19 protein-coding genes and 3 pseudogenes are annotated in these 22,921 nt (G+C 70.1%); 12 read left to right on the forward strand and 10 right to left on the reverse strand.

Annotation, left to right across the window (positions count from 1 at the left end; genetic code table 11):
- Positions 1-95: 95 nt before the first annotated feature.
- Positions 96-3,086 carry a bifunctional [glutamine synthetase] adenylyltransferase/[glutamine synthetase]-adenylyl-L-tyrosine phosphorylase gene (locus ACWD6R_RS20905; RefSeq protein WP_451820061.1) on the reverse strand — a complete coding sequence of 997 codons (2,991 nt, stop codon included), beginning with the start codon at positions 3,084-3,086 and terminating at the stop codon, positions 96-98.
- Positions 3,087-3,224: 138 nt separating this feature from the next.
- On the opposite strand from ACWD6R_RS20905, the gene ACWD6R_RS20910 reads away from it, so the two are divergent.
- A complete protein-coding gene (locus ACWD6R_RS20910; RefSeq protein WP_451820062.1) occupies positions 3,225-3,377 on the forward strand; it encodes a hypothetical protein in 153 nt (50 codons plus the stop codon).
- A 30-nt stretch (positions 3,378-3,407) separates the two neighbouring features.
- Here the strand turns inward: ACWD6R_RS20910 and ACWD6R_RS20915 are convergent, their stop codons facing one another.
- Positions 3,408-4,220 (reverse strand): putative protein N(5)-glutamine methyltransferase, encoded by an 813-nt coding sequence (locus ACWD6R_RS20915; RefSeq protein ID WP_451820063.1) that lies wholly within the window; start codon positions 4,218-4,220, stop codon positions 3,408-3,410.
- A gap of 576 nt (positions 4,221-4,796) precedes the next feature.
- Between ACWD6R_RS20915 and ACWD6R_RS20920 the strand changes: the two genes are divergently transcribed.
- On the forward strand, positions 4,797-5,318 hold the full coding sequence (locus tag ACWD6R_RS20920; protein ID WP_451820064.1) for a hypothetical protein: 522 nt from the start codon (positions 4,797-4,799) through the stop codon (positions 5,316-5,318).
- Between the two features lie 160 nt (positions 5,319-5,478).
- Here the strand turns inward: ACWD6R_RS20920 and glnA are convergent, their stop codons facing one another.
- A complete protein-coding gene (gene glnA, locus ACWD6R_RS20925; protein ID WP_451820065.1) occupies positions 5,479-6,840 on the reverse strand; it encodes a type I glutamate--ammonia ligase in 1,362 nt (453 codons plus the stop codon).
- 274 nt (positions 6,841-7,114) lie between these two features.
- On the opposite strand from glnA, the gene ACWD6R_RS20930 reads away from it, so the two are divergent.
- The 6 genes from ACWD6R_RS20930 to ACWD6R_RS20955 all read left to right on the forward strand — a co-directional run bounded on the left by ACWD6R_RS20930 (position 7,115) and on the right by ACWD6R_RS20955 (position 13,155).
- Positions 7,115-7,792 (forward strand): DUF3105 domain-containing protein, encoded by a 678-nt coding sequence (locus ACWD6R_RS20930; protein ID WP_451820066.1) that lies wholly within the window; start codon positions 7,115-7,117, stop codon positions 7,790-7,792.
- A 17-nt stretch (positions 7,793-7,809) separates the two neighbouring features.
- A complete protein-coding gene (locus ACWD6R_RS20935; protein WP_451820067.1) occupies positions 7,810-8,523 on the forward strand; it encodes a DUF305 domain-containing protein in 714 nt (237 codons plus the stop codon).
- A 136-nt stretch (positions 8,524-8,659) separates the two neighbouring features.
- A complete protein-coding gene (locus tag ACWD6R_RS20940) occupies positions 8,660-9,085 on the forward strand; it encodes a CBS domain-containing protein (protein ID WP_451820068.1) in 426 nt (141 codons plus the stop codon).
- Between the two features lie 100 nt (positions 9,086-9,185).
- A complete protein-coding gene (locus ACWD6R_RS20945) occupies positions 9,186-9,611 on the forward strand; it encodes a hypothetical protein (RefSeq protein WP_451820069.1) in 426 nt (141 codons plus the stop codon).
- A gap of 61 nt (positions 9,612-9,672) precedes the next feature.
- A complete protein-coding gene (locus ACWD6R_RS20950; RefSeq protein ID WP_451820070.1) occupies positions 9,673-11,301 on the forward strand; it encodes a multicopper oxidase family protein in 1,629 nt (542 codons plus the stop codon).
- Positions 11,302-11,400: 99 nt separating this feature from the next.
- On the forward strand, positions 11,401-13,155 hold the full coding sequence (locus tag ACWD6R_RS20955; protein ID WP_451820071.1) for an NAD+ synthase: 1,755 nt from the start codon (positions 11,401-11,403) through the stop codon (positions 13,153-13,155).
- Positions 13,156-13,176: 21 nt separating this feature from the next.
- On the opposite strand, the gene ACWD6R_RS20960 is transcribed toward ACWD6R_RS20955, so the two are convergent.
- From ACWD6R_RS20960 to ACWD6R_RS20970, 3 genes and pseudogenes are all read right to left on the reverse strand, one after another.
- Positions 13,177-14,373, reverse strand: coding sequence for a globin domain-containing protein (locus tag ACWD6R_RS20960; protein WP_451820072.1), 1,197 nt, complete (start codon positions 14,371-14,373; stop codon positions 13,177-13,179).
- A 79-nt stretch (positions 14,374-14,452) separates the two neighbouring features.
- A complete protein-coding gene (locus tag ACWD6R_RS20965; RefSeq protein ID WP_451820077.1) occupies positions 14,453-15,370 on the reverse strand; it encodes an endonuclease/exonuclease/phosphatase family protein in 918 nt (305 codons plus the stop codon).
- Between the two features lie 296 nt (positions 15,371-15,666).
- Positions 15,667-16,038: pseudogene (locus ACWD6R_RS20970) on the reverse strand (TetR-like C-terminal domain-containing protein); the annotation flags it as partial.
- 353 nt (positions 16,039-16,391) lie between these two features.
- On the opposite strand from ACWD6R_RS20970, the gene panB reads away from it, so the two are divergent.
- The 3 genes from panB to ACWD6R_RS20985 all read left to right on the forward strand — a co-directional run bounded on the left by panB (position 16,392) and on the right by ACWD6R_RS20985 (position 19,321).
- Positions 16,392-17,276 carry a 3-methyl-2-oxobutanoate hydroxymethyltransferase gene (gene panB, locus ACWD6R_RS20975; protein WP_451820073.1) on the forward strand — a complete coding sequence of 295 codons (885 nt, stop codon included), beginning with the start codon at positions 16,392-16,394 and terminating at the stop codon, positions 17,274-17,276.
- A 171-nt stretch (positions 17,277-17,447) separates the two neighbouring features.
- On the forward strand, positions 17,448-18,473 hold the full coding sequence (locus tag ACWD6R_RS20980; RefSeq protein ID WP_451820078.1) for an ATP-binding cassette domain-containing protein: 1,026 nt from the start codon (positions 17,448-17,450) through the stop codon (positions 18,471-18,473).
- A complete protein-coding gene (locus ACWD6R_RS20985; RefSeq protein ID WP_267005469.1) occupies positions 18,470-19,321 on the forward strand; it encodes an ABC transporter permease in 852 nt (283 codons plus the stop codon). Before ACWD6R_RS20980 ends, ACWD6R_RS20985 begins: the two co-directional genes overlap by 4 nt.
- A gap of 14 nt (positions 19,322-19,335) precedes the next feature.
- Here ACWD6R_RS20985 and ACWD6R_RS20990 read toward each other — a convergent pair whose 3' ends face one another.
- The 3 genes and pseudogenes from ACWD6R_RS20990 to ACWD6R_RS21000 form a co-directional block, all read right to left on the reverse strand.
- Positions 19,336-20,370, reverse strand: a complete 1,035-nt coding sequence (locus ACWD6R_RS20990; protein ID WP_451820074.1) for a hypothetical protein — start codon at positions 20,368-20,370, stop codon at positions 19,336-19,338.
- A 226-nt stretch (positions 20,371-20,596) separates the two neighbouring features.
- A pseudogene (locus tag ACWD6R_RS20995) lies at positions 20,597-20,911 on the reverse strand (zinc ribbon domain-containing protein); the annotation flags it as partial.
- A gap of 229 nt (positions 20,912-21,140) precedes the next feature.
- Positions 21,141-21,500, reverse strand: a pseudogene (locus ACWD6R_RS21000) (AfsR/SARP family transcriptional regulator); the annotation flags it as partial.
- 233 nt (positions 21,501-21,733) lie between these two features.
- Between ACWD6R_RS21000 and ACWD6R_RS21005 the strand changes: the two are divergent.
- Positions 21,734-22,534, forward strand: a complete 801-nt coding sequence (locus ACWD6R_RS21005; protein ID WP_451820075.1) for a site-2 protease family protein — start codon at positions 21,734-21,736, stop codon at positions 22,532-22,534.
- A 23-nt stretch (positions 22,535-22,557) separates the two neighbouring features.
- Here the strand turns inward: ACWD6R_RS21005 and ACWD6R_RS21010 are convergent, their stop codons facing one another.
- Positions 22,558-22,731 carry a hypothetical protein gene (locus ACWD6R_RS21010; RefSeq protein ID WP_266986310.1) on the reverse strand — a complete coding sequence of 58 codons (174 nt, stop codon included), beginning with the start codon at positions 22,729-22,731 and terminating at the stop codon, positions 22,558-22,560.
- Between the last annotated feature and the right edge of the window lie 190 nt (positions 22,732-22,921).

The following is a 22,921-nucleotide window of genomic DNA, read 5'->3' on the forward strand; positions in this document are numbered from 1 at the left end:
CTCCGGTCTCCCTCGCAGGACGGGCTCGAATGTGCCGGCCGGGCCGGCCGTACGAGCCCGTCCGGCTTGTGAGGACGCCTTTCCGCCCCGTCCCCTCACGCCCCGTAGAACCGCTCCTCCACCACCGCGCGCGCCCGCCGCGTGATCCGCCGGTAGTCGTCCAGCATGTCCCCCACGTGCCCCGGCTCGTACCCCAGGTACCGCCCCACGGCCGTCAGCTCCCGCGGCCCCGAAGGGAACGTGTCCGCCGGGCGTCCACGCACCAGCATCACCGCGTTGCGGACCCGGGTCGCCAGTACCCATGCCTCGTCCAGCGTCTGTGCGTCCTCGCCGGAGATCAGTTCCGCCGCGCACGCCGCGGCCAGCGCCTCGCGCGTGCGGGTCGTGCGCAGCCCCGGTTCCACCCAGCCGTGCTGCATCTGCAACAGCTGGACCGTCCACTCGACGTCGCTCAGCCCGCCCCTCCCCAGCTTCGTGTGGAGCGTCGGGTCGGCGCCGCGCGGCATCCGTTCGGACTCCATCCGGGCCTTGAGGCGGCGGATCTCGCGGACCGCGTCCTCCCCCAGCCCCTCCATCGGATAGCGCAGGGGATCGATCAGTTCGATGAAGTCGCGGCCGAGCTCCGCGTCACCCGCCATGGGTTCGGCGCGCAGCAGGGCCTGGCTCTCCCAGACCAGCGACCAGCGCCGGTAGTACGCGTCGTACGACTTCAATGTGCGCACCAGCGGTCCGCTCTTGCCCTCCGGCCGCAGATCCGCGTCGATGATCAGCGGCGGGTCGGTGGTAGGCAGCTGCAGCAGTCTGCGCATCTCGGCGACGACGGTGTTGGCGGCCCGGGTCGCCTCCTGCTCGTCGACGCCCTCGCGCGGTGTGTGCACGAACAGGACGTCGGCGTCGGAGCCGTAACCGAGTTCATGACCGCCGAAGCGGCCCATGCCGATGACGGCGAACCGGGTGGGAAGGGTGTCGCCCCACTGTTCGCGTACGGCGGCGCGCAGCGCGCCCGCGATGGTGACCGCGTTCAGGTCCGTGACCGCGTTACCGACCCGGTCGACGAGTGCGCCGTGGTCGGGTTCCGCGGGGTTCTCCTCCGTGCCGTACGAGCCGATGAGGTCCGCCGCCGTCGTACGGAACAGTTCGCGCCGTCGCACACCGCGGACCACCGCGACCGCCGACTCGGCGTCCTCGGCCCGCCCCACCGCGGCCAGCACCTCCTGCTCCAGGTGATTCCGGCTACGCGGCTTCAGCCCCTGCGGGTCGCCGAGGATCGCCACCGCCTCGGGCGCCCGCAGCAGCAGGTCGGGGGCGAGCCGGCCGGCCGACAGGACGCGGGCGAGGTTCTCCGCCGCCGCACCCTCGTCGCGCAGCAGCCGCAGGTACCAGGGGGTCTTGCCGAGCGCGTCGGACACCTTGCGGAAGCCGAGGAGCCCGGCGTCCGGGTCGGCGGAGTCCGCGAACCAGCCGAGCAGCACCGGCAGCAGGGTCCGCTGGATCGCTGCCTTGCGGGACACCCCGGACGACAGCGCCTCCAGGTGCCGGAGCGCGGCAGCCGGATCGGCGTATCCGAGCGCTTCGAGCCGGACCTCGGCGGCCTTCGCACTGAGCCGGGTCTCGCCGGGTGCGAGCTGGGCGACGGCGTCCAGCAGCGGCCGGTAGAACAGTTTCTCGTGCAGCCGCCGCACCACGGACGCGTGCCGCTTCCACGCCTGGTTGATCTCGGCGATGGGGTCCATACGCATCCCGAGGGAGCGCCCGAGCCGCCGCAGGTCCGATTCGCCCTCGGGCACGAGGTGGGTGCGGCGCAGCCGGTAGAGCTGGATGCGGTGCTCCATGGCGCGCAGGAAGCGGTACGCGTCGTCGAACTGCACGGCGTCCACCCGGCCGACGTAACCGCCCCCGGCGAGCGCCCGAAGGGCGTCCAGGGTCGAGCCGCTGTGCAGGGACGCGTCGCTGCGGCCGTGCACGAGCTGCAGCAGCTGTACGGCGAACTCGACGTCCCGCAGCCCGCCGGGCCCGAGCTTGATCTCGCGGTGGACGCGGTCCGCGGGGATGTTGTCGACGACGCGGCGGCGCATCTTCTGTACGTCGCCGACGAAATTCTCCCGGTCCGCTGCCTGCCAGACCATCGGCGAGACGGCCTCGACGTACTCCGCACCCAGTTCGGGGTCTCCGGCCACCGGCCGGGCCTTGAGCAGCGCCTGGAACTCCCAGGTCTTGGCCCAGCGCTGGTAGTACGCGAGATGCGAGGAGAGCGTCCGTACCAGCGGTCCGTTGCGGCCCTCGGGCCGGAGGTTGGCGTCGACCGGCCAGATGGTGCCCTCGACGGTCGTCTCGGAGCAGATCCGCATCATGTGCGCGGCCAGCCGGGTGGCGGCCTGGATGGCCCTGCTCTCCTCCGAGCTGTCGACCGGTTCCGCCACGAAGATGACGTCGACGTCGGAGACGTAGTTCAGTTCGTGTCCGCCGCACTTGCCCATCGCGATGACCGCCAGCCGGCACAGGGCGGCGTCGGCGGGTGCGGCCGTCCGGGCGATGGCGAGCGCGGCCCGCAGGGTCGCGGTCGCCAGGTCGGCGAGTTCGGCGGCGGTCTCGGCGACGTCCGTCGTACCGCACACATCCCGGGCCGCTATGGCCAGCAGGCACCGGCGGTAGGCGATGCGCAGCGTGTCCGGGTCGTGGGCGCCCCCGAGCTCGTGCTCGAATTCGGCTACCCCGGGGTGCAGGTCCTTCGCCTCGTACATGACGAGCGCCTGCCAGTGGCGGGGGTGCCGGGCCAGATGGTCGCCGAGCGCCTCGGACGCCCCGAGCACCCCGAGCAGCCGGTCCCGCAGCGGCTTGGCGGAGACGAGCGTGTCCAGCAGCATCTGCCGCTCGTCGGCGTCCTCCGCCTCCACCAGCCGGACGAGTCCGCGCAGCGCCAGATCGGGGTCGGCGGTCGCCCCGAGCGCGTCGAGCAGCACCGGATCGGTGCGCACGGACGCCAGGGCGGGCAGGTCGAGCAGCCGTTCGGCGGCGGCGGGGTCGGTGAAACCGTGCCGCAGCAGTCGGGTGAACGTACTGCTTCTGCGCCCCGGCACCGTCGTCATTCCGTACTCTCCTGCTCGCCGCCCGTTCCCGTCCCAGCATTCCGAGCCTAGCCCTGCGCCGATGAATTCGTAGCGAGTGCGCGGTCCGTACTTCGCAGGCACGATCGCTTGCAGGACCTGTATCAGGAGGGCGCGACCATGTCCGGACCCGAACCCGTCGCCGAGCTGCAGCACGAGTACAGCGGCAAGGGGCCACCGCCCGCCTGTGGTCGGCAGACGGCCGTGTTCCACGCCGGTCCCGTACCACCGCCGTCCCCGGGGAAGCGCGCCGACGGATCACGCGGCGCCTGAGCGAGAACCGCTCAGGCGCCGCGGGACCGGCTACCTGCCGTTCCCGGTAACGGGCTTCGTGCCGATGACGACGGTCGCGTACAGCTTGTCGGAGGTGACCACCCGCGCAATCAGCCCGCTCCGGGCGACGGTCTCCTCGGCCCGCGCCGCCTGCCGTTCGCTCGTCTCGACCAGCAGATGCCCGCCCGGCGCCAGCCACCGAGGCGCTTCGGCAGTCACTCTGCGCAGCACGTCGAGCCCGTCGCCCCCACCGTCGAGCGCCACCCTCGGTTCATGGATCCGAGCCTCCGCGGGCAGGAGTTCGACGTCCTGGCTGGGTACGTACGGCACATTGGCCAGCAGGATCCCGACGTGGCCGCGCAGCGAGGCGGGCAACGGTTCGAAGAGGTCGCCCTCGTACACCTCCCCCGCGCCGGCGACATTACGGCGCGCGCACCGCACCGCGGCGGGTTCGACATCGCTGGAGTGCAGCTCGACCAGGTCCAGGGCGGCGGCGAGCGCGGCGCCCAGCGCACCGGAACCGCAGCACAGATCGACGACGACGGCGGGTCCGTCCGAGGGACGGACGAGGCCGACGGCCTGGTCGACGAGGAATTCGGTACGGCGCCGGGGGACGAAGACACCGGGGTCCACGCTGATCCGCAGACCGCGGAACTCGGCCCAGCCGAGGACGTGTTCGAGGGGGAGCCCGGCTGTCCGCCGGTCGACCATGGCCGCGAGTTCGGCCGGGTCCACGGCTGTGGAGAGGATCAACTCCGCCTCGTCCTCGGCGAATACACAGCCGGCGGCGCGAAGTCTGGTGACGATGACGGAGTAAGGGAGCGGTGTCGAGGAAAGCGACATGGAGCGGAGCCTTTCGGAATGCCGATGGGTGCTCCGCGGTCCGCCTATACCGGTCCGACCACGCAATCGTGAGAGGTGAGCACCCAGCCTGATACAGCGGTAATGGGTCTCACCTCCTCGGTCTGTCCCCGTGCTGGGGTCGGCAACACTACCTGAATCGAGTCCCGGTGCCTGCCACGGGCCGGGCCGGGCGGTACGCGTGGACGGCCGGTCACGAACGGCGGCCGCCACCGCCGTCGTGGAACCGGCTGTGGACTGCCGCCGAGGTGTTGTTCGCGCGGGTGTGCCGGATCGCTTCGCGATGCTGCCGCTCGATCTGCCGGCCCTCGAAGTTCTCAGTCCTGCGCCGCGATTTCAGCGAGGGGCGCCACCGCCGACTTCGGTAGCGCACCGGGCGTTCGAAGTCCGCCCGGCAACGCCGAATGGTGGCTTACGGCCCCGGTTGATCACCCCGCCGGCTCAACCGGTCCAGCTTGATCCTGACTGTTGGTTGCGTCGGCGTGCATCCACTCCGGGCCCGGAGCGAGCCGCAGCGGTGCAATGGCAGGATCCGGCCTCTCTTGCGATCCTGGACAGGTGGCGCACCGCACCTCTCTGGATGAACCGAACGCCCGTCAACCGCCCGATGCGGTCCGGACCGACTACACGGGCGCAATCTACGGCTCGCTCCTGGCCGCATCAGTGGTGGCCGGGGCCAGCACGCTCGGCCACCATCCGCGCTTTGAGCTCGTGGTGCTTCTGCTGTGCACCGGTGGGGTGTTCTGGGCCGCGCACGTCTACGCCGATTTTGTCGGAGACCGGTTGAGGCACCAGGCCATGACGTGGCGGGAGATCCGCCACGTCTGCGCTCGCGAGTGGCCGATCGTGCAGTCGGCCTTCCTGCCGGCCGCCGCTGTCGCGATCAGTCCGCTCCTGGGTCTGGGTCTCGAAGGGGCGGCATGGCTCGCGCTGGGCATCGCTGTGGTCCAGCAGGTCGGCTGGGCGAGTGCCACTGTCATCCGGGCCGGCGCCTCTCGCGGTGCGGTGGCGTCCGTCGCTGCCGTCAACCTGGTGCTCGGGCTGATCATCGTGGCCGCCAAGGTCGCGCTCCAGCACTGAGTTCTCGAAAACCGTCGTGACGCGAGTCACCGTCGGTTCACATCGCATCCGCCCGCGTGTAGTTCAGGCGGTCCAGGGCGGGTGAAACGGCTTCGGGCCGACGGTACGGAACCGTCGGCCCGAAGCCGCGTACGTTCGCTCGGACAGCGCCGACCTGCGGTTACAGCACCGGCAGCAGTGCCTTCAGCTCGAAGGCCGTGACCTCGCTGCGGTACTCCTCCCACTCCTGCTTCTTGTTGCGGAGGAAGAAGTCGAAGACGTGCTCGCCGAGCGTCTCGGCGACCAGTTCGCTCTTCTCCATCAGCGAGATCGCCTCGCCCAGGTTCTGCGGCAGCGGCTCGATGCCCATCGCGCGACGCTCGGCGTCGGACAGCGCCCACACGTCGTCGTCGGCGCCCGCCGGGAGTTCGTACCCCTCCTCGATGCCCTTGAGGCCCGCGGCGAGCAGCACCGCGTACGTCAGATAGGGGTTGGCACCGGAGTCGATGGAGCGGACCTCGACGCGGGCCGAACCGGTCTTGCCGGGCTTGTACATCGGGACGCGGATCAGCGCGGAACGGTTGTTGTGGCCCCAGCAGATGTACGAGGGGGCTTCGCCGCCGGCGCCCGCGGCGCGCGAGGAGCCTCCCCAGATGCGCTTGTACGAGTTGACCCACTGGTTCGTCACGGCGGAGATCTCCGCGGCGTGCTTCAGCAGGCCCGCGATGAAGGAGCGGCCGACCTTGGAGAGCTGGTACTCGGCGCCCGACTCGTAGAACGCGTTGCGGTCGCCCTCGAAGAGGGAGAGGTGGGTGTGCATGCCGGAGCCGGGGTGCTCCGAGAACGGCTTCGGCATGAACGTCGCCTGCACGCCCTGCTCCAGCGCCACCTGCTTCATGACGAGACGGAAGGTCATGATGTTGTCGGCGGTCGACAGCGCGTCCGCGTACCGCAGGTCGATCTCCTGCTGGCCGGGGGCGCCCTCGTGGTGGCTGAACTCGACGGAGATGCCCATGGATTCGAGCATGGTGATCGCCTGGCGGCGGAAGTCCATGCCGACGTTCTGCGGGGTGTGGTCGAAGTAGCCGGAGCTGTCGGCGGGGGTCGGGCGGCTGCCGTCGACCGGCTTGTTCTTCAGCAGGAAGAACTCGATCTCCGGGTGGGTGTAGAAGGTGAAACCCAGGTCGGAGGTCCTGGCAAGGATGCGCTTGAGCACATAGCGCGGGTCGGCGAAGGACGGCGAACCGTCGGGCATCAGGATGTCGCAGAACATCCGCGCGGTGCCGGGGGCCTCCGCACGCCAGGGCAGGATCTGGAAGGTGCCCGGATCCGGCTTGGCGATCATGTCGGACTCGTACACCCGGGCGAAGCCCTCGATGGCCGAGCCGTCGAAGCCGATCCCCTCGTCAAATGCCTGTTCCAGCTCGGCGGGGGCCACGGCAACGGACTTGAGGTACCCGAGCACGTCGGTGAACCACAGGCGCACGAAGCGGATGTCGCGCTCCTCAAGTGTCCTGAGGACGAATTCCTGCTGCTTGTCCATAGCCACATCCTTGCAGTTCAGACGGTCTGTGCACCACCGCCCGGGATAGGGGAGAGACTCCAGTATCACGACCCGGGATTTCACCCAGATTACGCACTTGACGTGAGATGGAGCACTCGGCCACCCACTACGATCGGCGGCCATGGTGTGCGGGGCCTCCGAAGGAGAGGCCCCGGGGGCGGAGCGGCGTCGCAGCTGCCCCGTGCCCGCCGGTTTCCCGACCCGTTCCTGTCCCTCCCCGCCCGTTCGCAAAAGGACCGAAGGATCAGACGACATGAGCTTCGACCGCAGGACCCGCATAGAGCAGATGCGCAACACCGACCGTGCACGCGACCGTCGCAACCGTGCCCTCGCCATAGGGCTGAGCGCCCTTGTCGTCGCCGGTCTGGTCGCTTTCGGTTCCTACGCGCTGCTGGACAGGTCCGAGGCTGCGGACAAGAGGGACGCCGTCGCGGCCGATGAGGCGACGGCGTCCGCGGCGGAGAAGAAGGGGCTGGCCGCCGAGCCGATCGAGGGGCTCAAGACCTGGGACGCGAAGAAGCTGACCCGCGACCACGTCACCAAGACGGTCACGTACCCGATGAAGCCTCCGGTCGGCGGTGACCACAGCCCCGTCTGGATGAATTGCGACGGCGAGGTATACAAAAAGGCGATCCCCGACATGAACGCCGTGCACTCGCTGGAGCACGGGTCGGTGTGGGTGACGTACACGGACAAGGCGTCGGCCGCCGACGTGGCCGAGCTCGCGGCCCTGGTCGGGAAGACGCCGTACTCGCTGATGAGCCCGTACAAGGACCAGGCCGGCACGATCATGCTGAGTGCCTGGGGCAAGCAGGTCACCGTGGACAGCGCCGATGACCCGCGGGTCGGCCGGTTCTTCGCCAAGTTCGTGCAGGGGGAACAGACCCCGGAGCCGGGTGCGGCGTGCACGGGCGGGCTGGGGTCTCAGTGACCGGTACGAAACAGTGGGTGGCCGGTTCCGCCGTCGCCCTCGCGCTGCTCCTCGCGGGGGTGGCAACGGTCGCCTCGGCGCGGGACGACACGGCGGACGGGAAGCAGCCCGGAGCGGCCCCCGCGGCCGTCCGGGTGCCCGGCCCGGACTCGGCCGACGCAGGGTTCGCCCGCGACATGGCGGTCCACCACCAGCAGGCCGTGGAGATGTCCTTCATCGTGCGTGACCGTACGCAGGACGAGGAGGTACGCCGTTTCGCGTACGACATCGCCAATACCCAGGCCAATCAGCGGGGCATGCTGCTCGGCTGGCTGGATCTGTGGGAGCTGCCGAAGGCGGCCGCCGGGCAGGAGCCGATGGGGTGGATGACGACCCATGGTGGACACGGCACGCACGGTGATCACGGCATGGGCGGCATGGGCGGCATGGAGGACGCGGGCGGGTCGGACGGCGCCTTCACCGCGCATGACGGCGCCCTCATGCCCGGCATGGCCACCCGGACCGAACTCGACCGGCTCAGGAAGGCGAGCGGCAAGCAGGCCGAGATCCTGTTCCTGCAGCTGATGACCGACCACCACAAGGGCGGCGTCGCCATGGCGCGCGGCTGCGCCGAGCTCTGCACGGTGAAGGCGGAGAAGCGGCTCGCCCGGGGCATGGTCGAGGCTCAGCAGTCCGAGCTGGACGCGATGGCGCAGATGCTGGCGGCGCGCGGGGCGAAGCCCAGGTCCTGAGGCATTCCGCCGGTTCCCGCAGCGGCATGGATGCACCCGAATGGGTGATAGCGGTCGCGCACCCCGAACGGGCCCATGACGATGGGTTCGCTCGGGGTCGGACCGCAGTGCCCATCGGCACCAGGAGGAATTCCTCATGACCACCGCCAAGGACATCATGCACACCGGGGCCCAGTGGATCCCCGCGCACGAGACGCTCGACCGCGCCGCCCAGATGATGCGCGAACACAACGTCGGCGCACTGCCGATCTCGGCCAACGGCGAGAAGGACCGGATGGTCGGCATCCTCACGGACCGCGACATCGTGGTCGGCTGTGTGGCGATGGGCCACGATCCGTCGAAGGTGACCGCGGGTGAACTCGCCCAGGGAACGCCGCGCTGGATCGATGCGAACGCAGAGGTGGACGAGGTTCTGGAGGAGATGCAGAGCCACCGGATCCGCCGGCTCCCGGTGATCGAGAACAAGATGCTGATCGGCATGATCAGCGAGGCCGACCTCGCCCGGCACCTCTCCGAGGACCAGATCGCGGGCTGGGCGGAGAAGGTCTACGCCCGCGGCTGACCGGCGTTCGGCAGCGCGTCACCGCGGGCCCGGCACCCATGAAAACGGGGGGTGCCGGGCCCGCGTGCGCGGTATACCCAGCGGGGGTAGGGTCCCTGACATGGGCCCGAAATGGAGTGCGATGTACGGACAGCTGTTGCTGTTTGCCGCGCTGCTGTTCGGGATCTTCACCATGCACACCGTCGGGCATCCGGCGGAACACAGCGGCCATGAGGCTGTGGTGACGACGGACCACGTGCGGGACCAGGGAGCTGAGGGGATACACCCGGCGAGCTCCATGACGGAGCCCTCGGTGGAGCACGCCTCCGTCCCGCCGACGCCGTTGGGCGACGGCACGGACCCGATGGCGGTCTGTCTCGCCGTGCTGGGCGCCTGGGGTCTCGCCCTGCTCGCCGGCCGGCTGATGGCGCTCCGGACCGCGGAGCATCTCCTCGTGGCCGCCGGAGCGCTGTTGTCGCGTGCGCTGCGGTCCGGCCCCCCGCCCGCCGTGACGGTTCCCGCCCGGTTGTCGGTGCTTCGGATATAGGAGCGGGTCGCTCCGCATCCCTCCTTCAGCCCGCACCGACAGCATCAGAGGTGTTCCAGCCATGCCCACTCAACCCACTCGACGCGCCGTGCTCGGCGCCGGAATCGCCATGGCCGGCACCGGAGTTCTGGCCGCCTGCTCCAGTGGTACGGACGCGGAACGGCACGCCGCGAACCCCGGCCCCACGCATCACGACGCCATGGGCCACAGCCCGTCGCCCGCGTCGAGGAGCCGCGGAGAGTACATCTCTCCCGGCGACGCGGAGGTCGCGGCGGTCGAGGCGAAGCGAGGCTCCGGCCCCGTACGGAAGATCAACCTCACTGCCACCCCGGCCCGCCTCGATCTGGGCGGCGGGCTCACCGTCAGCTCCTGGTCCTTCGGGGACCGGCTCCCCGGCAAGGAAGTCCGGATCACCGCGGGCGACACCCTGGCAGTCACCCTCGCCAACCACCTGCCGACGTCGACCACCCTGCACTGGCACGGCCTCCATGTGCGCAACGACATGGACGGTGTTCCCGAGCTGACCCAGCCGGCCATCAAACCGGGCGCGGAGTTCACGTACCGCTTCGCGGTGCCGCAGTCGGGGACGTACTGGTTCCATCCGCACCAGGGCGTCCAGCAGGACCGCGGTCTGTACGGACCACTGATCATCGACAACCCGAAGGAGCCCCTGTCGTACGACAGGGAGTGGGTCGTCGTGCTCGACGACTGGGTCGACGGAGTGGAGGGTTCCACTCCGGAGGCGGTGCTCGCCGAGCTCAGCCACGGCATGGGTGGCATGGATCACGGGTCTTCCGGGGCCGATGACAAGCCCCGCTCCGGGTCCGGGCCCTCGCGGGTGCTGGGGGGCGCCACGAGCGAACTGCTCGGCGGCGACGCGGGCGATGTCGACTACCCGTACTACCTGATCAACGGCCGCATCCCGAAGGACCCGACCACGTTCACCGCGAAGCCCGGCGACCGGATCCGGGTGCGCATCATCAACGGGGGCGGCGACACCCCCTTCCGCGTCGCGCTCGGCGGCCACCGGATGACCATCACCCACGCGGACGGCTTCCCGGTCCGGCACACCACGACGGACGCACTGCTGCTGGGCATGGGTGAGCGGTACGACGTGCTGGTCACCGCCCGGGACGGGGTGTTCCCGCTGACGGCGGTCGCCGAGGGCAAGAATGCGTCGGCGCTGGCCCTGCTCCGTACCGGCGGTGGCGCGGCACCGGCCGCCTCCGTGCGGCCCAAGGAGCTGACCGGGCAGCTGGTGTCGGCCTTCGAGCTGAAATCGGACGAGTCGGTGGCGCTGGCCGCCCGCGAGCCCGACCGGACGATCCGGATCAAGATGACCGGCAGCATGAGGGCGTTCGACTGGGGCTTCGACCACAAGAAGTACGACCCCGGTCAGCGTCATCCGGTCAAGGCGGGCGAGCGGGTCCGGCTGGAGTTCTACAACATCACGGAGATGTGGCACCCGATCCATCTGCACGGGCACACGTTCGCCCTCGCGGGACGTGCGGGACCGAGCTCGGTGCTGGACAGGGCTCCCGGGGTGCGCAAGGACACCGCGATCGTCCTGCCCAACAGGTCGGTGGCCGTGGAGTTCGACGCGGACAACCCGGGGCTGTGGATGCTCCACTGCCACAACGTCTACCACTCGAACATGAACATGATGACGGTCCTCGGCTACCGCCGCTGACCCGGTCCTGGCGGGCCGCGGCAAGGGCTGCGTCGGCCGCGGCAGCGGAAGTGCGGCCCGCCAGGACATCGCGTCAGAAAGACGATTACACTGAGGCGCGTGCCTCAACTACGCCTCGCACTGAATCAGATCGACTCGACCGTCGGTGACCTCGCCGGCAACGCCGAGGCGATCGTCCACTGGACCCGGCACTCCGCCGAACAGGGCGCCCACCTGGTGGCGTTCCCCGAGATGGTGCTGACCGGTTACCCCGTCGAGGACCTGGCCCTGCGGTCGTCCTTCGTCGAGGCGTCGCGGAACGCGCTGCGTGCGCTCGCCGCCCGCCTCGACGCGGAGGGCTTCGGGGAGCTGCCGGTCGTCGTCGGTTACCTCGACCGTTCCGAGAAGGCCCAGCCGCGCTACGGCCAGCCTGCCGGTTCTCCGCAGAACGCCGCCGCGGTGCTGCACCGCGGGCGGGTCGCGCTGTCCTTCGCCAAGCACCACCTGCCCAACTACGGGGTCTTCGACGAGTTCCGGTACTTCGTGCCGGGCGATTCGATGCCCGTCGTGCGGGTCCACGGTGTCGATGTGGCGCTCGCGATCTGTGAGGACCTCTGGCAGGACGGCGGCCGGGTGCCGGCCGCGCGCGCCGCCGGGGCCGGGCTGCTGCTGTCGATCAATGCCTCGCCGTACGAGCGGGACAAGGACGACACCCGGCTGGAACTGGTCCGCAAGCGGGCCCAGGAGGCCGGCTGCACCACCGCCTATCTGGCGATGATCGGCGGGCAGGACGAGCTGGTCTTCGACGGCGACTCGATCGTCGTCGACAGGGACGGCGACGTGATCGCCCGTGCCCCGCAGTTCGCCGAGGGCTGCGTCGTCCTCGACCTGGAGCTGCCCGCCGCGGCGCCCGAGGCGCCGTCCGGGGTGGTGAACGACGGACTGCGGATCGACCATGTGGTCCTCTCCGACAAGCCTCTCCCCGCCTACGAGGCGGAGCTGACCGGCGGCTACGCCGAGCGGCTCGACGACGACGAGGAGCTGTACTCGGCGCTGGTCGTGGGTCTGCGTGCGTACGCCGCGAAGAACGGTTTCAGCAGTGTGCTGATCGGGCTCTCCGGCGGGATCGACTCGGCGCTCGTCGCGGCCATCGCGTGCGATGCGCTGGGCGCGCAGAACGTGTACGGCATCTCGATGCCGTCGAAGTACTCCTCGGACCACTCCAAGGGCGACGCGGCGGAGCTGGCGCGCCGCACCGGGCTGAACTTCCGCACCGTACCGATCGAGCCGATGTTCGACGCGTACATGAAGTCGCTGGGGCTCACCGGTCTCGCCGAGGAGAACCTCCAGTCGCGACTGCGCGGCACGATGCTGATGGCCGTCTCCAACCAGGAGGGCCAGATCGTCCTCGCGCCGGGCAACAAGTCGGAGCTGGCGGTCGGCTACTCGACGCTGTACGGGGACTCCGTCGGCGCGTACGGGCCGATCAAGGACGTCTACAAGACGTCGATCTTCCGGCTGGCGAAGTGGCGCAACCGGGCCGCGGAGGAACGCGGCCAGACCCCGCCGATCCCGGAGGCGTCCATCACCAAGCCGCCCAGCGCCGAGCTGCGGCCCGGCCAGGTCGACACGGACTCGCTGCCCGACTACGACGTGCTGGACCGGATCCTGGAGCTGTACGTCGACCGGGACCTGGGGCTGGAGTCGATCGTGGCGGCCGGGTTCGACGAGACGCTGGTGACGAGGACGCTGCGGATGGTGGACACGGCGGAGTACAAGCGGCGGCAGTACCCGCCAGGCACGAAGATCTCCCCGAAGGGCTTCGGCAAGGACCGGCGGCTGCCGATCACCAATCGGTGGCGCGAGTCGGGGTGAGCGGCGACATCCCTCGCGTGTCTACCGGGAGTGAATCCATGGGATGTCGCGTTTACTCAGGAACCACTCCGCCGGGGACGTCGGCCCGTCGGTGCCGTGCTGGTGGATGTAGGCGTCGCTGCGTATGTGGTCAGGATCGAAGCCGAGCGCCCCGAGCTGCATCTCGACAGCGCGCACCATGCCCGAGGGTCCGCTGACGTAGACCTGGCGGCCAGGTCGGTTACGGGCGTACTCACCGACCTGTCGCAGCAGTTCGGCGTCGGCGTCCTCCGGTTCCCCGCCCTCCGGTGGCAGCGCCGCTGTGACGTCCAGCCAGTCGTACGTCTTGGCCAGCCGCTCCAGGCCGTCGAGGTCGTAGACCTCGCGCTCGGTGCGGGCGCCGAGGATGAGCCTCACTTCGCCCGGCCCGGGCAGGGCCGCGGCCGCCTCGATGATCGCCTTCACCGGCGCCCATCCGGTACCCCCGGCCACGCACAGCAGACCGTGACCGGAATCGGGCGGCAGGGTCATGCTGCCGGTCGCGGGGCCGAGACGGACGCTGCCTCCGGAGCGGACCCGGTCCACCAGTGCGGTGCTCAGTCGGCCGCGCTCGATGCGGCGCACATGGAATTCCAGGGTGCCGTCGATGCGCGGAGCGTTGGCGATCGAGTACGGGCGCCAGACCTGGGGCGCCTCGGGCACGGTCAGCGCGGCGTGCTGACCGGCCTCGAAGGGATAGGGAAGGTGCGGGCGCACCGTGAGAACCGCGATGTCATCGGTGCGCAGCTCGTGGTGGACGACCTCCGCGTCCCACCAGCGGGGCGTCGACGCGGGGACCTCTTCGGCCGCAGCGATCATCACTTGCGAGATGAGGCCGTAGGCCGCGACCCACGCCTCCTCGATCTCCTGCGTCCAGGCGTCGCCGGCAAACATCTTCAGCGCCGCGATGAGGCTGGCGCCCACGGCCGGGTAGTGCTCGGGACGGGTATCGAACTTGCGGTGGTCGAAGCCGAGGGGGCGCAGGTACGCCACGAGGGCTTCGGGGTCGGCGGTGTTCATGGCTGCCGCAGTGAGGGCGGCGAAGAGCCGGTCCTGCTGCTCGTCCATCTGCTCCGGGAACATGTGGCGGACGCCAGGGTTGTGGTGAAACAGGTGAGCGTAGAAGTACTTGCTCAGCTGATCCGCGCGCCGTTCGACGACAGAGAAGCTCCACTCGATGAGTGCAGTATTTATGGACATGAGGGGCAATAATATCCGCGATCTCCACGACCCCCCTCACAAGATGTGTACCCTGCACAACCCCCCGACGGGGCAGATCTCAGAGTTCGACGCGGGCGGCGATCGGGAGGTGGTCGCTGTCCGTCGCCGGGAGCGTCCACGACGACATCGGCTCGACCCCCTTCACCATGATCTGGTCGATCCGGGCCATCGGGGACGACGCCGGCCAGCTGAAGCCGAATCCGTCGCCGGCCGCACCCTGGGTGGACCTCATCTGCGAGGTGACCTCGTTGAGCGAGCGGTCGTTCATCGTGCCGTTGAGGTCACCGAGCAGGATCACCCTGCCGAGGCGTTCGTCGGCGATGGCCTCGCCCAGGGCGTCCGCGCTGTCGTCGCGCTGGTTGGCGGTGAATCCGGCGTGCAGCTTGACCCGTACGGACGGCATATGGGCCACATAGACGGCGACCTCACCCTTGGGCGTCGTCACCGTGGAACGCATCGCCCGGGTCCAGCCCATCTTGATGTCGACCGGCCGGGTCTTGCTCATCGGGTACTTGCTCCACAGGCCGACGGTCCCCTGCACCGAGTGGTACGGGAAGCGGTCGGCGAGCGCCGCCTCGTACGTCGGCACCTGGCCGCTCGGCAGCTCCTCCAGAGCGATGATGTCGGCGCCGGAGCCCGCGACCTTCCGGGCGGTGCCCGTGGGGTCGGGGTTGTCGGCGTTGACGTTGTGGGTGGCCACGGTGAGGTCACCGCCGCTGCCCGACTTGTCGGTGAGCAGCCCGCCGAAGAGGTTGAGCCAGACCACGACCGGCAGCAGCAGGGCGATCAGCGCGGTCGCCGAGCGACGCACCAGGCCCAGGATCAGCAGCAGCGGGACGAACACGCCGATCCACGGCAGGAACGTCTCGCTGAGGCTGCCGAGGTTGCCGATGGTGTTCGGGATCTCCGCGTGGAACACCATCACCAGGGTGAGGAGTACCGCGCAGGCGGCGAGGACGATGCCGCGCCGCCACATGCCCTTGCCACTGGTCCATCTGTCGCGCAGGTTCCGGAAGCGGGACCCGGTGCGCTGCGGTCCCGCGCTGCCGTTCCCGGTGTCCGCCCTGTACGCCTGCACCATTGCGCTGTCCTCACTGCTTCGCCGTACCCATCGCCGCGCTCCCCGACCCTAGGCGATGAGCAACGCCTTTCCTGCCGTCCACGACGGCCGTACTGCCACGAGGACGAAGGGCGTGGTCCGGCGGGTTCCGGCCGGACGGATCTTGTGGGGCGTTGTGACACAACGCTCACACTCGGGCAGGGCCGCGCGTGTCAGGCCTGGCCTGCGCTTTTGCCGGACGGAAGGGTGGTGGGGGCGGCTGCTCGGGCGGGGACCGGGGTGGTGTCGGGAGCCCAGCGCGGCGCCAGGCCCTCGACCAGCGTCCGGATGATTCGGTCGGCGAGGTCCTCCGGGAGTGACGCGTCGGGCCGGTGAATGGTCCGTACGAGCATGGGACCGACGAACAGGTCGTCCATCAGCTCTACATCCAGGTCCGCCCGGAGTTCGCCCGCTTCGACCGCCCGCCGCACGGCCGCCACCATCGCGACCCGGCGCGGTGCTATCACCGTGCACTGGTACTCGGCCCACGGCGTCCAGGATCGCCTGCTCCGCCGCCGCACTGCGCGGTCGGCCGCGCCGCGGTTCCCGGTCCTCGTCCTGCGCCTGCACCTGCACCTGGCTCCACCTCTCGCCGCGCCCGTCCGGTCCCTGTCCCGATTCTCACCGACCGGGGCAGTGTCCTGCTCCCCGCCCCGGTCGGCCCGGTCTGTCCGGGGTGACCGGGGTGACCGGGGTGACCGGGGCGGAGCTTTTCAGCCGTCCGGGTCCGTGGCCGTCATGGCGTCATCGGCGCGCGCCCGCGGGCACGGACCGGTCGTCGTCGCGAAAGTCTTTGCCCAGTCGTGCCCACTTCCCGCGGACGGCCCCGGGATGCCACCATGGACGGGATCCGGGGACGCCGTCAGGGCGCCTCGAGATGACGAAGGAGCCGTTGGCAATGACGCTTCAGGCTGCGCAGCACCAGCCCGCAACCCCCGCGGGGGCCCCCACCGACAGCAGCAAGGCGCTGTACGGAGGCAAGAGCACCCGCCGCATCACCGTCCACGACATCGCCGCCGCCACCGAGCGCGGCGAGAAGTGGCCCATGCTCACCGCCTACGACGCGATGACCGCGTCCGTCTTCGACGAGGCCGGCATCCCGGTCATGCTCGTCGGCGACTCCATGGGCAACTGTCACCTCGGCTACGAGACCACCGTGCCCGTCACGATGGACGAGATCGCCATCCTCTCCGCCGCCGTCGTACGGGGCACCAAGCGCGCCCTCATCGTCGGCGACCTGCCCTTCGGGGCGTACCAGGAAGGGCCCGTCCAGGCCCTGCGCAACGCCACCCGGCTGGTCAAGGAGTCCGGCGTCGGGGCGGTCAAGCTGGAGGGCGGCGAGCGGTCGCTCCCCCAGACCGAGCTGCTCGTCTCGGCCGGCATCCCGGTCATGTCGCACCTCGGCCTGACCCCGCAGTCCGTGAACACCATGGGCTACCGGGTGCAGGGCCGCAGCGACGAGGCCGCCCACCGGCTGATCCGGGACGCCAAGGCGGCGCAGGACGCGGGGGCGTTCGCCGTCGTCCTGGAGCTCGTACCGGCCGAGGTCGCCGCCGAGATCACCCGCAGTCTGCACATCCCGACCGTCGGCATCGGCGCCGGTCCTGACACCGACGCCCAGGTGCTGGTCTACACCGACATGGTGGGGCTGACCGGCGGCAAGGTGCCGCGCTTCACCAAGCAGTACGCGAACATGCGCAAGGTGCTCGGTGACGCGGCGAAGGAGTTCGCGGACGAGGTCGTCGGCGGCACGTTCCCGCAGCCGGAGCACACCTTCCATTAGGGCCTTTCCCCTCCGGGGGGATCACTGGCCACTGGCCGCACAACGACAGCCCGCCGACTTCCCCCATCGGCGGGCTGTCGGCGTGTGCCGGCCGCTGCAGGAGTTCTGCAGGCGGCCCTGTCAGCAGGATGTCGGTGGGTTGTCGGTGGATTGTCGGTGGCGGCTGGTCCCATGGTGGACATGACGCGAATCGACAAGAACCCCAGGAGCGGCGGCAACGCGGTCGAGGTGCGGGGGCTGGTCAAGCACTACGGCTCGACCAAGGCTCTGGACGGCGTGGACCTCGACGTGCGCGAGGGCACCGTCCTCGGTGTGCTTGGCCCCAACGGCGCCGGCAAGACCACCCTCGTACGCTGCCTGTCCACGCTGATCGTTCCCGATGCCGGACACGCCACCGTGGCGGGCTACGACGTGGTGAAGCAGCCGCGACAGCTGCGTCGCATCATCGGCCTGACCGGCCAGTACGCCTCGGTCGACGAGAAGCTCTCCGGCTGGGAGAACCTCTACATGATCGGGCGCCTTCTCGACCTGCCCCGCACGACCGCGCGGGCCCGCGCCGACGAGCTGCTGGAGCGGTTCTCGCTCACCGAAGCCGCCAAGCGGCCCGCGATGAACTACTCCGGCGGCATGCGGCGCCGGCTCGACCTGGCCGCCTCGATGATCGGCAGCCCGGCCGTGCTGTATCTGGACGAGCCGACGACGGGGCTCGACCCCCGGACCCGTAACGAGGTCTGGGACGAGGTGCAGCGGATGGTCGCGGAGGGGGCGACCGTGCTGCTCACCACCCAGTACATGGAAGAGGCCGAGCAGCTCGCCGACGAACTCACCGTCATCGACAAGGGCAGGATCATCGCCAGCGGCGGGGTCGACGAGCTCAAGGCGAAGGTCGGCGGCCGCACCCTGCAGATCCGGCCCACGGACCCGGGCCAGCTGCCCGCCATGGCGCGGGCGCTCGCGGAGGCCGGTCTCGATGGGATCGCTGGTTCACAGGCCGTCCCGGACGAGGGCATGTTGTACGTGCCGATCCTCAGCGACGACCAACTGACCGCCGTCATCGGCCTGTTCGCCGGCCGCGGTCTCTCCATCGCGCACATCTCCACCGCGCTGCCCAGCCTGGACGAGGTATTCCTGGCCATCACCGGCGAGAAGACCGCGCCGTCCGTGACCGACACGATTCCCGAGGAGGTCGCGGCATGAGCACGGCGACTCTGACACCCGACGCCCCGACCGGCTCCGCACCGGCGAAGGTCCTCCACGACGAGGGCCGGATCGGGCTGCGCAGCAATCTGCGGCACATCGGCGCGCTGGTGCGGCGCAATCTGCTCCAGATCAAGCAGGACCCGGAGTCGATGTTCGACGCGCTCCTGATGCCGATCGTCTTCACGCTGCTGTTCGTGTACGTCTTCGGCGGCTCCGTCGGCGCGAGCCTGGGCGGGGACCGGCAGACGTACATCAACTACGTGATCCCCGGGCTGATGGCGATGATGGGCATGAACATCGCCATGGCGGTCGGCACCGGTGTCAATGACGACTTCCGCAAGGGCGTCATGGACCGGTTCCGGACGATGCCGATCGCCCGTTCCTCGGTCCTCATCGCGAAGATCGTGGTCGAGCTCGGCCGGATGATGGTCGCCACGGTGATCCTGCTGGGCATGGGCTTCCTGATCGGCATGCAGCTCAAGACCTCGGTGTTCGGTCTACTCGCGGCTGTCGGTCTCTCGGCGGCGTTCGGCGTCGCCATCATGTGGATCTTCATGCTGCTGGGACTGTCCCTGAAGACGGCCCAGGCGGTTCAGGGAATGGGGTTCCTGGTGATGATGCCCCTGCAGTTCGGTTCCTCGATCTTCGCGCCGCCGACGACGATGCCCGGCTGGCTCCGGTCGTTCACCGACTACAACCCGCTGTCCAATCTCGCGGACGCGGCGCGTGGGCTGATGCTCGGCGGTCCGGTGGCGCACTCGGTGTGGCTGACGCTCGGCTGGGCCGCGGCCATCACCCTGGTGACGGCGCCTCTCGCGGTCTCCAAGTTCCGCAAGAAGACCTGACGCGCCCCTCCGGTTCACTCCCGGTACGCGTCGACCAGGGCGACGGCCTCCTCCAGTGCGAGGCCGTCGCCCTCGGCGTATGCCGAGTCGTACGCGGCCTCGCCGAGGACCGCCGAGGCCAGGGCCTTTGCCCGCGCCAAGTTGTCCCGCTCCATCGACGTCGGCACATGTCCGGCCGGCAGCAGTCGCGAGCCCGCGCCCAGCAGCCGTGCGGCGAGCCCGGCCGCCCGTTCGTCGCCGAGTCCGGCCAGGGCCCTTGCCACGGTGACGAGATGGATGACGGTCATCTGCGGCGCGACCATCTGCGAGAGCGCGTCCCCGGACCGGGCCAGCGCCGTCCTGCCGCGGGCCAGCGCATCGGCGTACAGCCCCTCCTGGTTGTCCAGCCAGGCCAGGCCTCCCAGCACGAAGCCTTCGAAGATGGCCATGGTCTCCGAGCGGAAGTGGACGCGCAGGGTGAGCATCTGCTCGCGGGCCTCGGCCGTCCGGCCGGAGCGGCCCAGCCACATGGCGAGAAGGAGCCGGGCTGCGGGCCTCGCCTCGTGGCCCGCCTGCGGTCCCTGGGAGAGCACGTCCCGCAGGATCCGTTCGCCCTCCGCGCCGCGGTCGAGTTCGGCCAGCCAGCCACCGTCCGGCCAGGCGGGCGCGACGGATTCGGCTGCCTCCTGGGAGAGCCGGGTCTTGCCCGCGCCGCCGGGCCCGAGAAGGGTGACGAGCCGGGCCTGCGCGAGGTCGACACGGAGGGCGTCGATGTCGTCCTCGCGCCCGACGAAGCTGGTGAGCGTCTCAGATTGGCTTGGGTTTCCTGGGTGATCCTGGTGTTGCGGGATCACCTGGGAGATGACTCGGTTGTCCCCGGGCTCTGCGAGCAGGGGTGCCTCCCCGGGTGGGGGTGGTGTGGGCGTGGCGGTGGAAGCCTGCCCCGAGTCGTGCCCCGTCCGGCTGGTGCCGGATGGGCGTGCCGATCGTGGTCGGTTCCTGCTGCCGTCGTCGCCGCTGGGTGCGGTGGGTCGGGTGCGTGGGGTGCCGCCCCGCCGGACGCTTTCCACCCGGTGTGGACCCGGGTGGGGCGGGGACCTGGTGCCGCTTCCCGGGCACCGGGCGTCTTCTCATGGTGGGGCCGCTCTTGGTGCGGTCCGCCCTCTGATACTGGACCGGAAGGTCCAGGGCCCCGACCACGCTGCGCACCACAAAGATGCTACTGGTGCGGTCGAGGCTGGTCTTGGACTGGTGGAACAGGCCCCGGGCACCGATCCGCTGCCACGCGGCGTTGTCCCGCCCCGTGCTGTACCCACACGCGGGGTTCGGGCAGGTGGCCCACGCCCACCCCGACGTGTGGTCGTCGGGCGCCTTGTGATGCCGGAACGCGGTCAGGCAGCGCGGGCAGTACTTGGAGGTGCCGCGTGGCGGGACGATCACCACGGCGATCCCAGCCGTCGCGGCCTGGTGTCGGGTGTGGGTGACGATCTGCCCGCGGACCGTCTGGGACAGGCGCAGGTTCAGGGTGCGGCCCTTGCCGCGGGCCTCCATGTCCCGCAGGTCCTCCAGATAGATCACCGACGCCCCGGCCGCCACCGCGTGATCGACCATGAACCGGGCCGCAGCCCTGGCCACGCCCGCGTTCAGCCGGGACCGCCGACTGGCCACCCGTACGCGTTCCTGTTCCAGGACGGCGAGCTTCGCCACCACCCACGGGTTCGGGCGGAGCCCGCGGGCGCGGCGGGAGTTGACAAGGGCCTGAAGCCGGTCGATGCGGGCACTGATCCGCTCCCCGTGGACGCGGAGCCGGTCGGCCTTGGCGAGGACTCCGTTCACCCGCCACGGCCTTCGCCGGATCGCCTTCCTCCAGTGCGCGCGTACCGTCCCCGGCGAGCCGCCCGAAGCGGTGCAGGTCGACCGTGTCCGGGTCGGCGGCAAGCCGGTAGCCGCTCTCCGCCGAGGTGATCGCCTCATGGCCGAGGACGCGGCGGAGCCGGCCGACGAGCGCCTGCAGGGCGCCGACCGCGTCGGCGGGCGGATCGCCGTCCCACACCTCGTCGACGAGCACGGTGGCCGGGACCGTACGGCCGGAACGCAGCGCGAGAACGGTCAGCAGGGCGCGCAGCCGCGCCCCACCGATGACGACGGCCGTGCCGTCGTCATGGAGTGCCTGTGTGGTGCCGAGGACGCTGTAGCGCACGCGCCCATTCTCCTTGACTGCTCCTCTGTCCGAAGACTTGACTGCTCCTCTGTCCGAAGAGAGGTGTCGCTCCGCGGTGCGCGCAGTCCATGTGGTGCGCGCCCTGCTCGCCATGTCCCACCCTGTCCGGAACTACCGCGTCGGCGCGAGACGTTTCCTCCGTGCCACCGGTACGGTCGGGGCTCGTGCCCGCCCCGACGCGCTCCCCGCACCCAGCCACCTGGAGTCCGTTGATGACCACTGCAGCAGCCCGGAGCGACCGGCGGATCAGCCCGGTCTTTCTCGGGATCGTCGCCGTCATGGCGGTATCGGGCTGGGCGGTGTGGACGGACTTCGGGTATCCCCCGGGGCTCGCGGTCTTCCTCTTCGTCACGGCGGCGTGGGTCGTCTCGCTCTGTCTGCACGAGTACGCGCACGCCCGCACCGCGCTGCACAGCGGGGACATCTCGGTCGGGGAGAAGGGCTATCTCACGCTCAACCCGCTCGCCTATACGCACGCGCTGCTGAGCATCGTGCTGCCGGTGCTGTTCGTGATCATGGGTGGGATCGGCCTGCCCGGTGGCGCGGTCTTCATCGAGCGGGGCCGGATCAGCGGCCGCTGGAGGCACAGCGTGATTTCGGCGGCGGGCCCGCTGATGAACGTACTGTTCGCGCTCGTCTGCACGGCGCCGTTCTGGCTGCACGCCCTGGACGGGGTCCCGAGGGAGTTCCGGTACGCGCTGGCGTTCCTGGCACTGCTCCAGGTCACCGCGGCGATCCTGAACTTCCTGCCGGTCCCCGGCCTGGACGGGTACGGGGTGATCGAGCCCTGGTTGTCGTACCGGATCCGCCGCCAGGTCGAGCCGTTCGCGCAGTTCGGACTGATCGCGGTCTTCGGCATGCTGTGGATCCCGGAGATCAACCACGTGTTCTTCGACGCGATCCACAGCCTGCTGCAGTCACTGGGCGTGAGTGAATTCAGGACGTACTGCGGACGCGACGCCTACCAGTTCTGGAGCACGGCGAATCCGGTCTGCGCCGTCGACAGGCCCTGAGGGCGGTCCCCCGAGGACGGCCCTCAGCCCGCGGTCCCGGCGCGCTGCTTGCGCAGGTAGTACCACGCCATGTTGGAGGAAAGCCCGGCCATCAGCACCCAGACGATCCCGAGCCAGCTGCCCTGGACGAAGGAGGCCACGGCCGCACCGACGGCGAGGACGCAGACGGCGAGGGCGTAGAGAGCGAGGCGGGGCATGGGGGGCAGCTCCTGTCCGGGGGTGGTGCACGGTCCCGTCCAGTGTCCCTCATGCCCCGTTCCGCTCTCCGCAGGGTGCGGCCGTGGGCGTCCGTCGGCTCAGAGCCTGTCGGGTGACCTCTGATCGGGCGGCCACGCCCTGGCACGCACGCTTCCCGCGTTGCCGAAATGCCCTAGTAGCTCCTTCCCC

It is taken from the genome of Streptomyces sp. NPDC005151 (assembly GCF_053599875.1).

Excerpts from the sequence above, each read along its gene's own strand:
- ACWD6R_RS20905 (WP_451820061.1), bottom strand. The coding sequence starts at position 3,086 with ATGACGACGGTGCCGGGGCGCAGAAGCAGTACGTTCACCCGACTGCTG.
- ACWD6R_RS20915 (WP_451820063.1), bottom strand. The coding sequence starts at position 4,220 with ATGTCGCTTTCCTCGACACCGCTCCCTTACTCCGTCATCGTCACCAGA.
- ACWD6R_RS20910 (WP_451820062.1), top strand. The coding sequence starts at position 3,225 with ATGTCCGGACCCGAACCCGTCGCCGAGCTGCAGCACGAGTACAGCGGC.
- ACWD6R_RS20940 (WP_451820068.1), top strand. The coding sequence starts at position 8,660 with ATGACCACCGCCAAGGACATCATGCACACCGGGGCCCAGTGGATCCCC.
- glnA (WP_451820065.1), bottom strand. The coding sequence starts at position 6,840 with ATGGACAAGCAGCAGGAATTCGTCCTCAGGACACTTGAGGAGCGCGAC.
- ACWD6R_RS21005 (WP_451820075.1), top strand. The coding sequence starts at position 21,734 with ATGACCACTGCAGCAGCCCGGAGCGACCGGCGGATCAGCCCGGTCTTT.
- ACWD6R_RS20945 (WP_451820069.1), top strand. The coding sequence starts at position 9,186 with ATGGGCCCGAAATGGAGTGCGATGTACGGACAGCTGTTGCTGTTTGCC.
- ACWD6R_RS20985 (WP_267005469.1), top strand. The coding sequence starts at position 18,470 with ATGAGCACGGCGACTCTGACACCCGACGCCCCGACCGGCTCCGCACCG.
- ACWD6R_RS20950 (WP_451820070.1), top strand. The coding sequence starts at position 9,673 with ATGCCCACTCAACCCACTCGACGCGCCGTGCTCGGCGCCGGAATCGCC.
- panB (WP_451820073.1), top strand. The coding sequence starts at position 16,392 with ATGACGCTTCAGGCTGCGCAGCACCAGCCCGCAACCCCCGCGGGGGCC.
- ACWD6R_RS20980 (WP_451820078.1), top strand. The coding sequence starts at position 17,448 with ATGGTGGACATGACGCGAATCGACAAGAACCCCAGGAGCGGCGGCAAC.
- ACWD6R_RS20930 (WP_451820066.1), top strand. The coding sequence starts at position 7,115 with ATGAGCTTCGACCGCAGGACCCGCATAGAGCAGATGCGCAACACCGAC.
- ACWD6R_RS20965 (WP_451820077.1), bottom strand. The coding sequence starts at position 15,370 with ATGTGGCGGCGCGGCATCGTCCTCGCCGCCTGCGCGGTACTCCTCACC.
- ACWD6R_RS21010 (WP_266986310.1), bottom strand. The coding sequence starts at position 22,731 with ATGCCCCGCCTCGCTCTCTACGCCCTCGCCGTCTGCGTCCTCGCCGTC.
- ACWD6R_RS20960 (WP_451820072.1), bottom strand. The coding sequence starts at position 14,373 with ATGTCCATAAATACTGCACTCATCGAGTGGAGCTTCTCTGTCGTCGAA.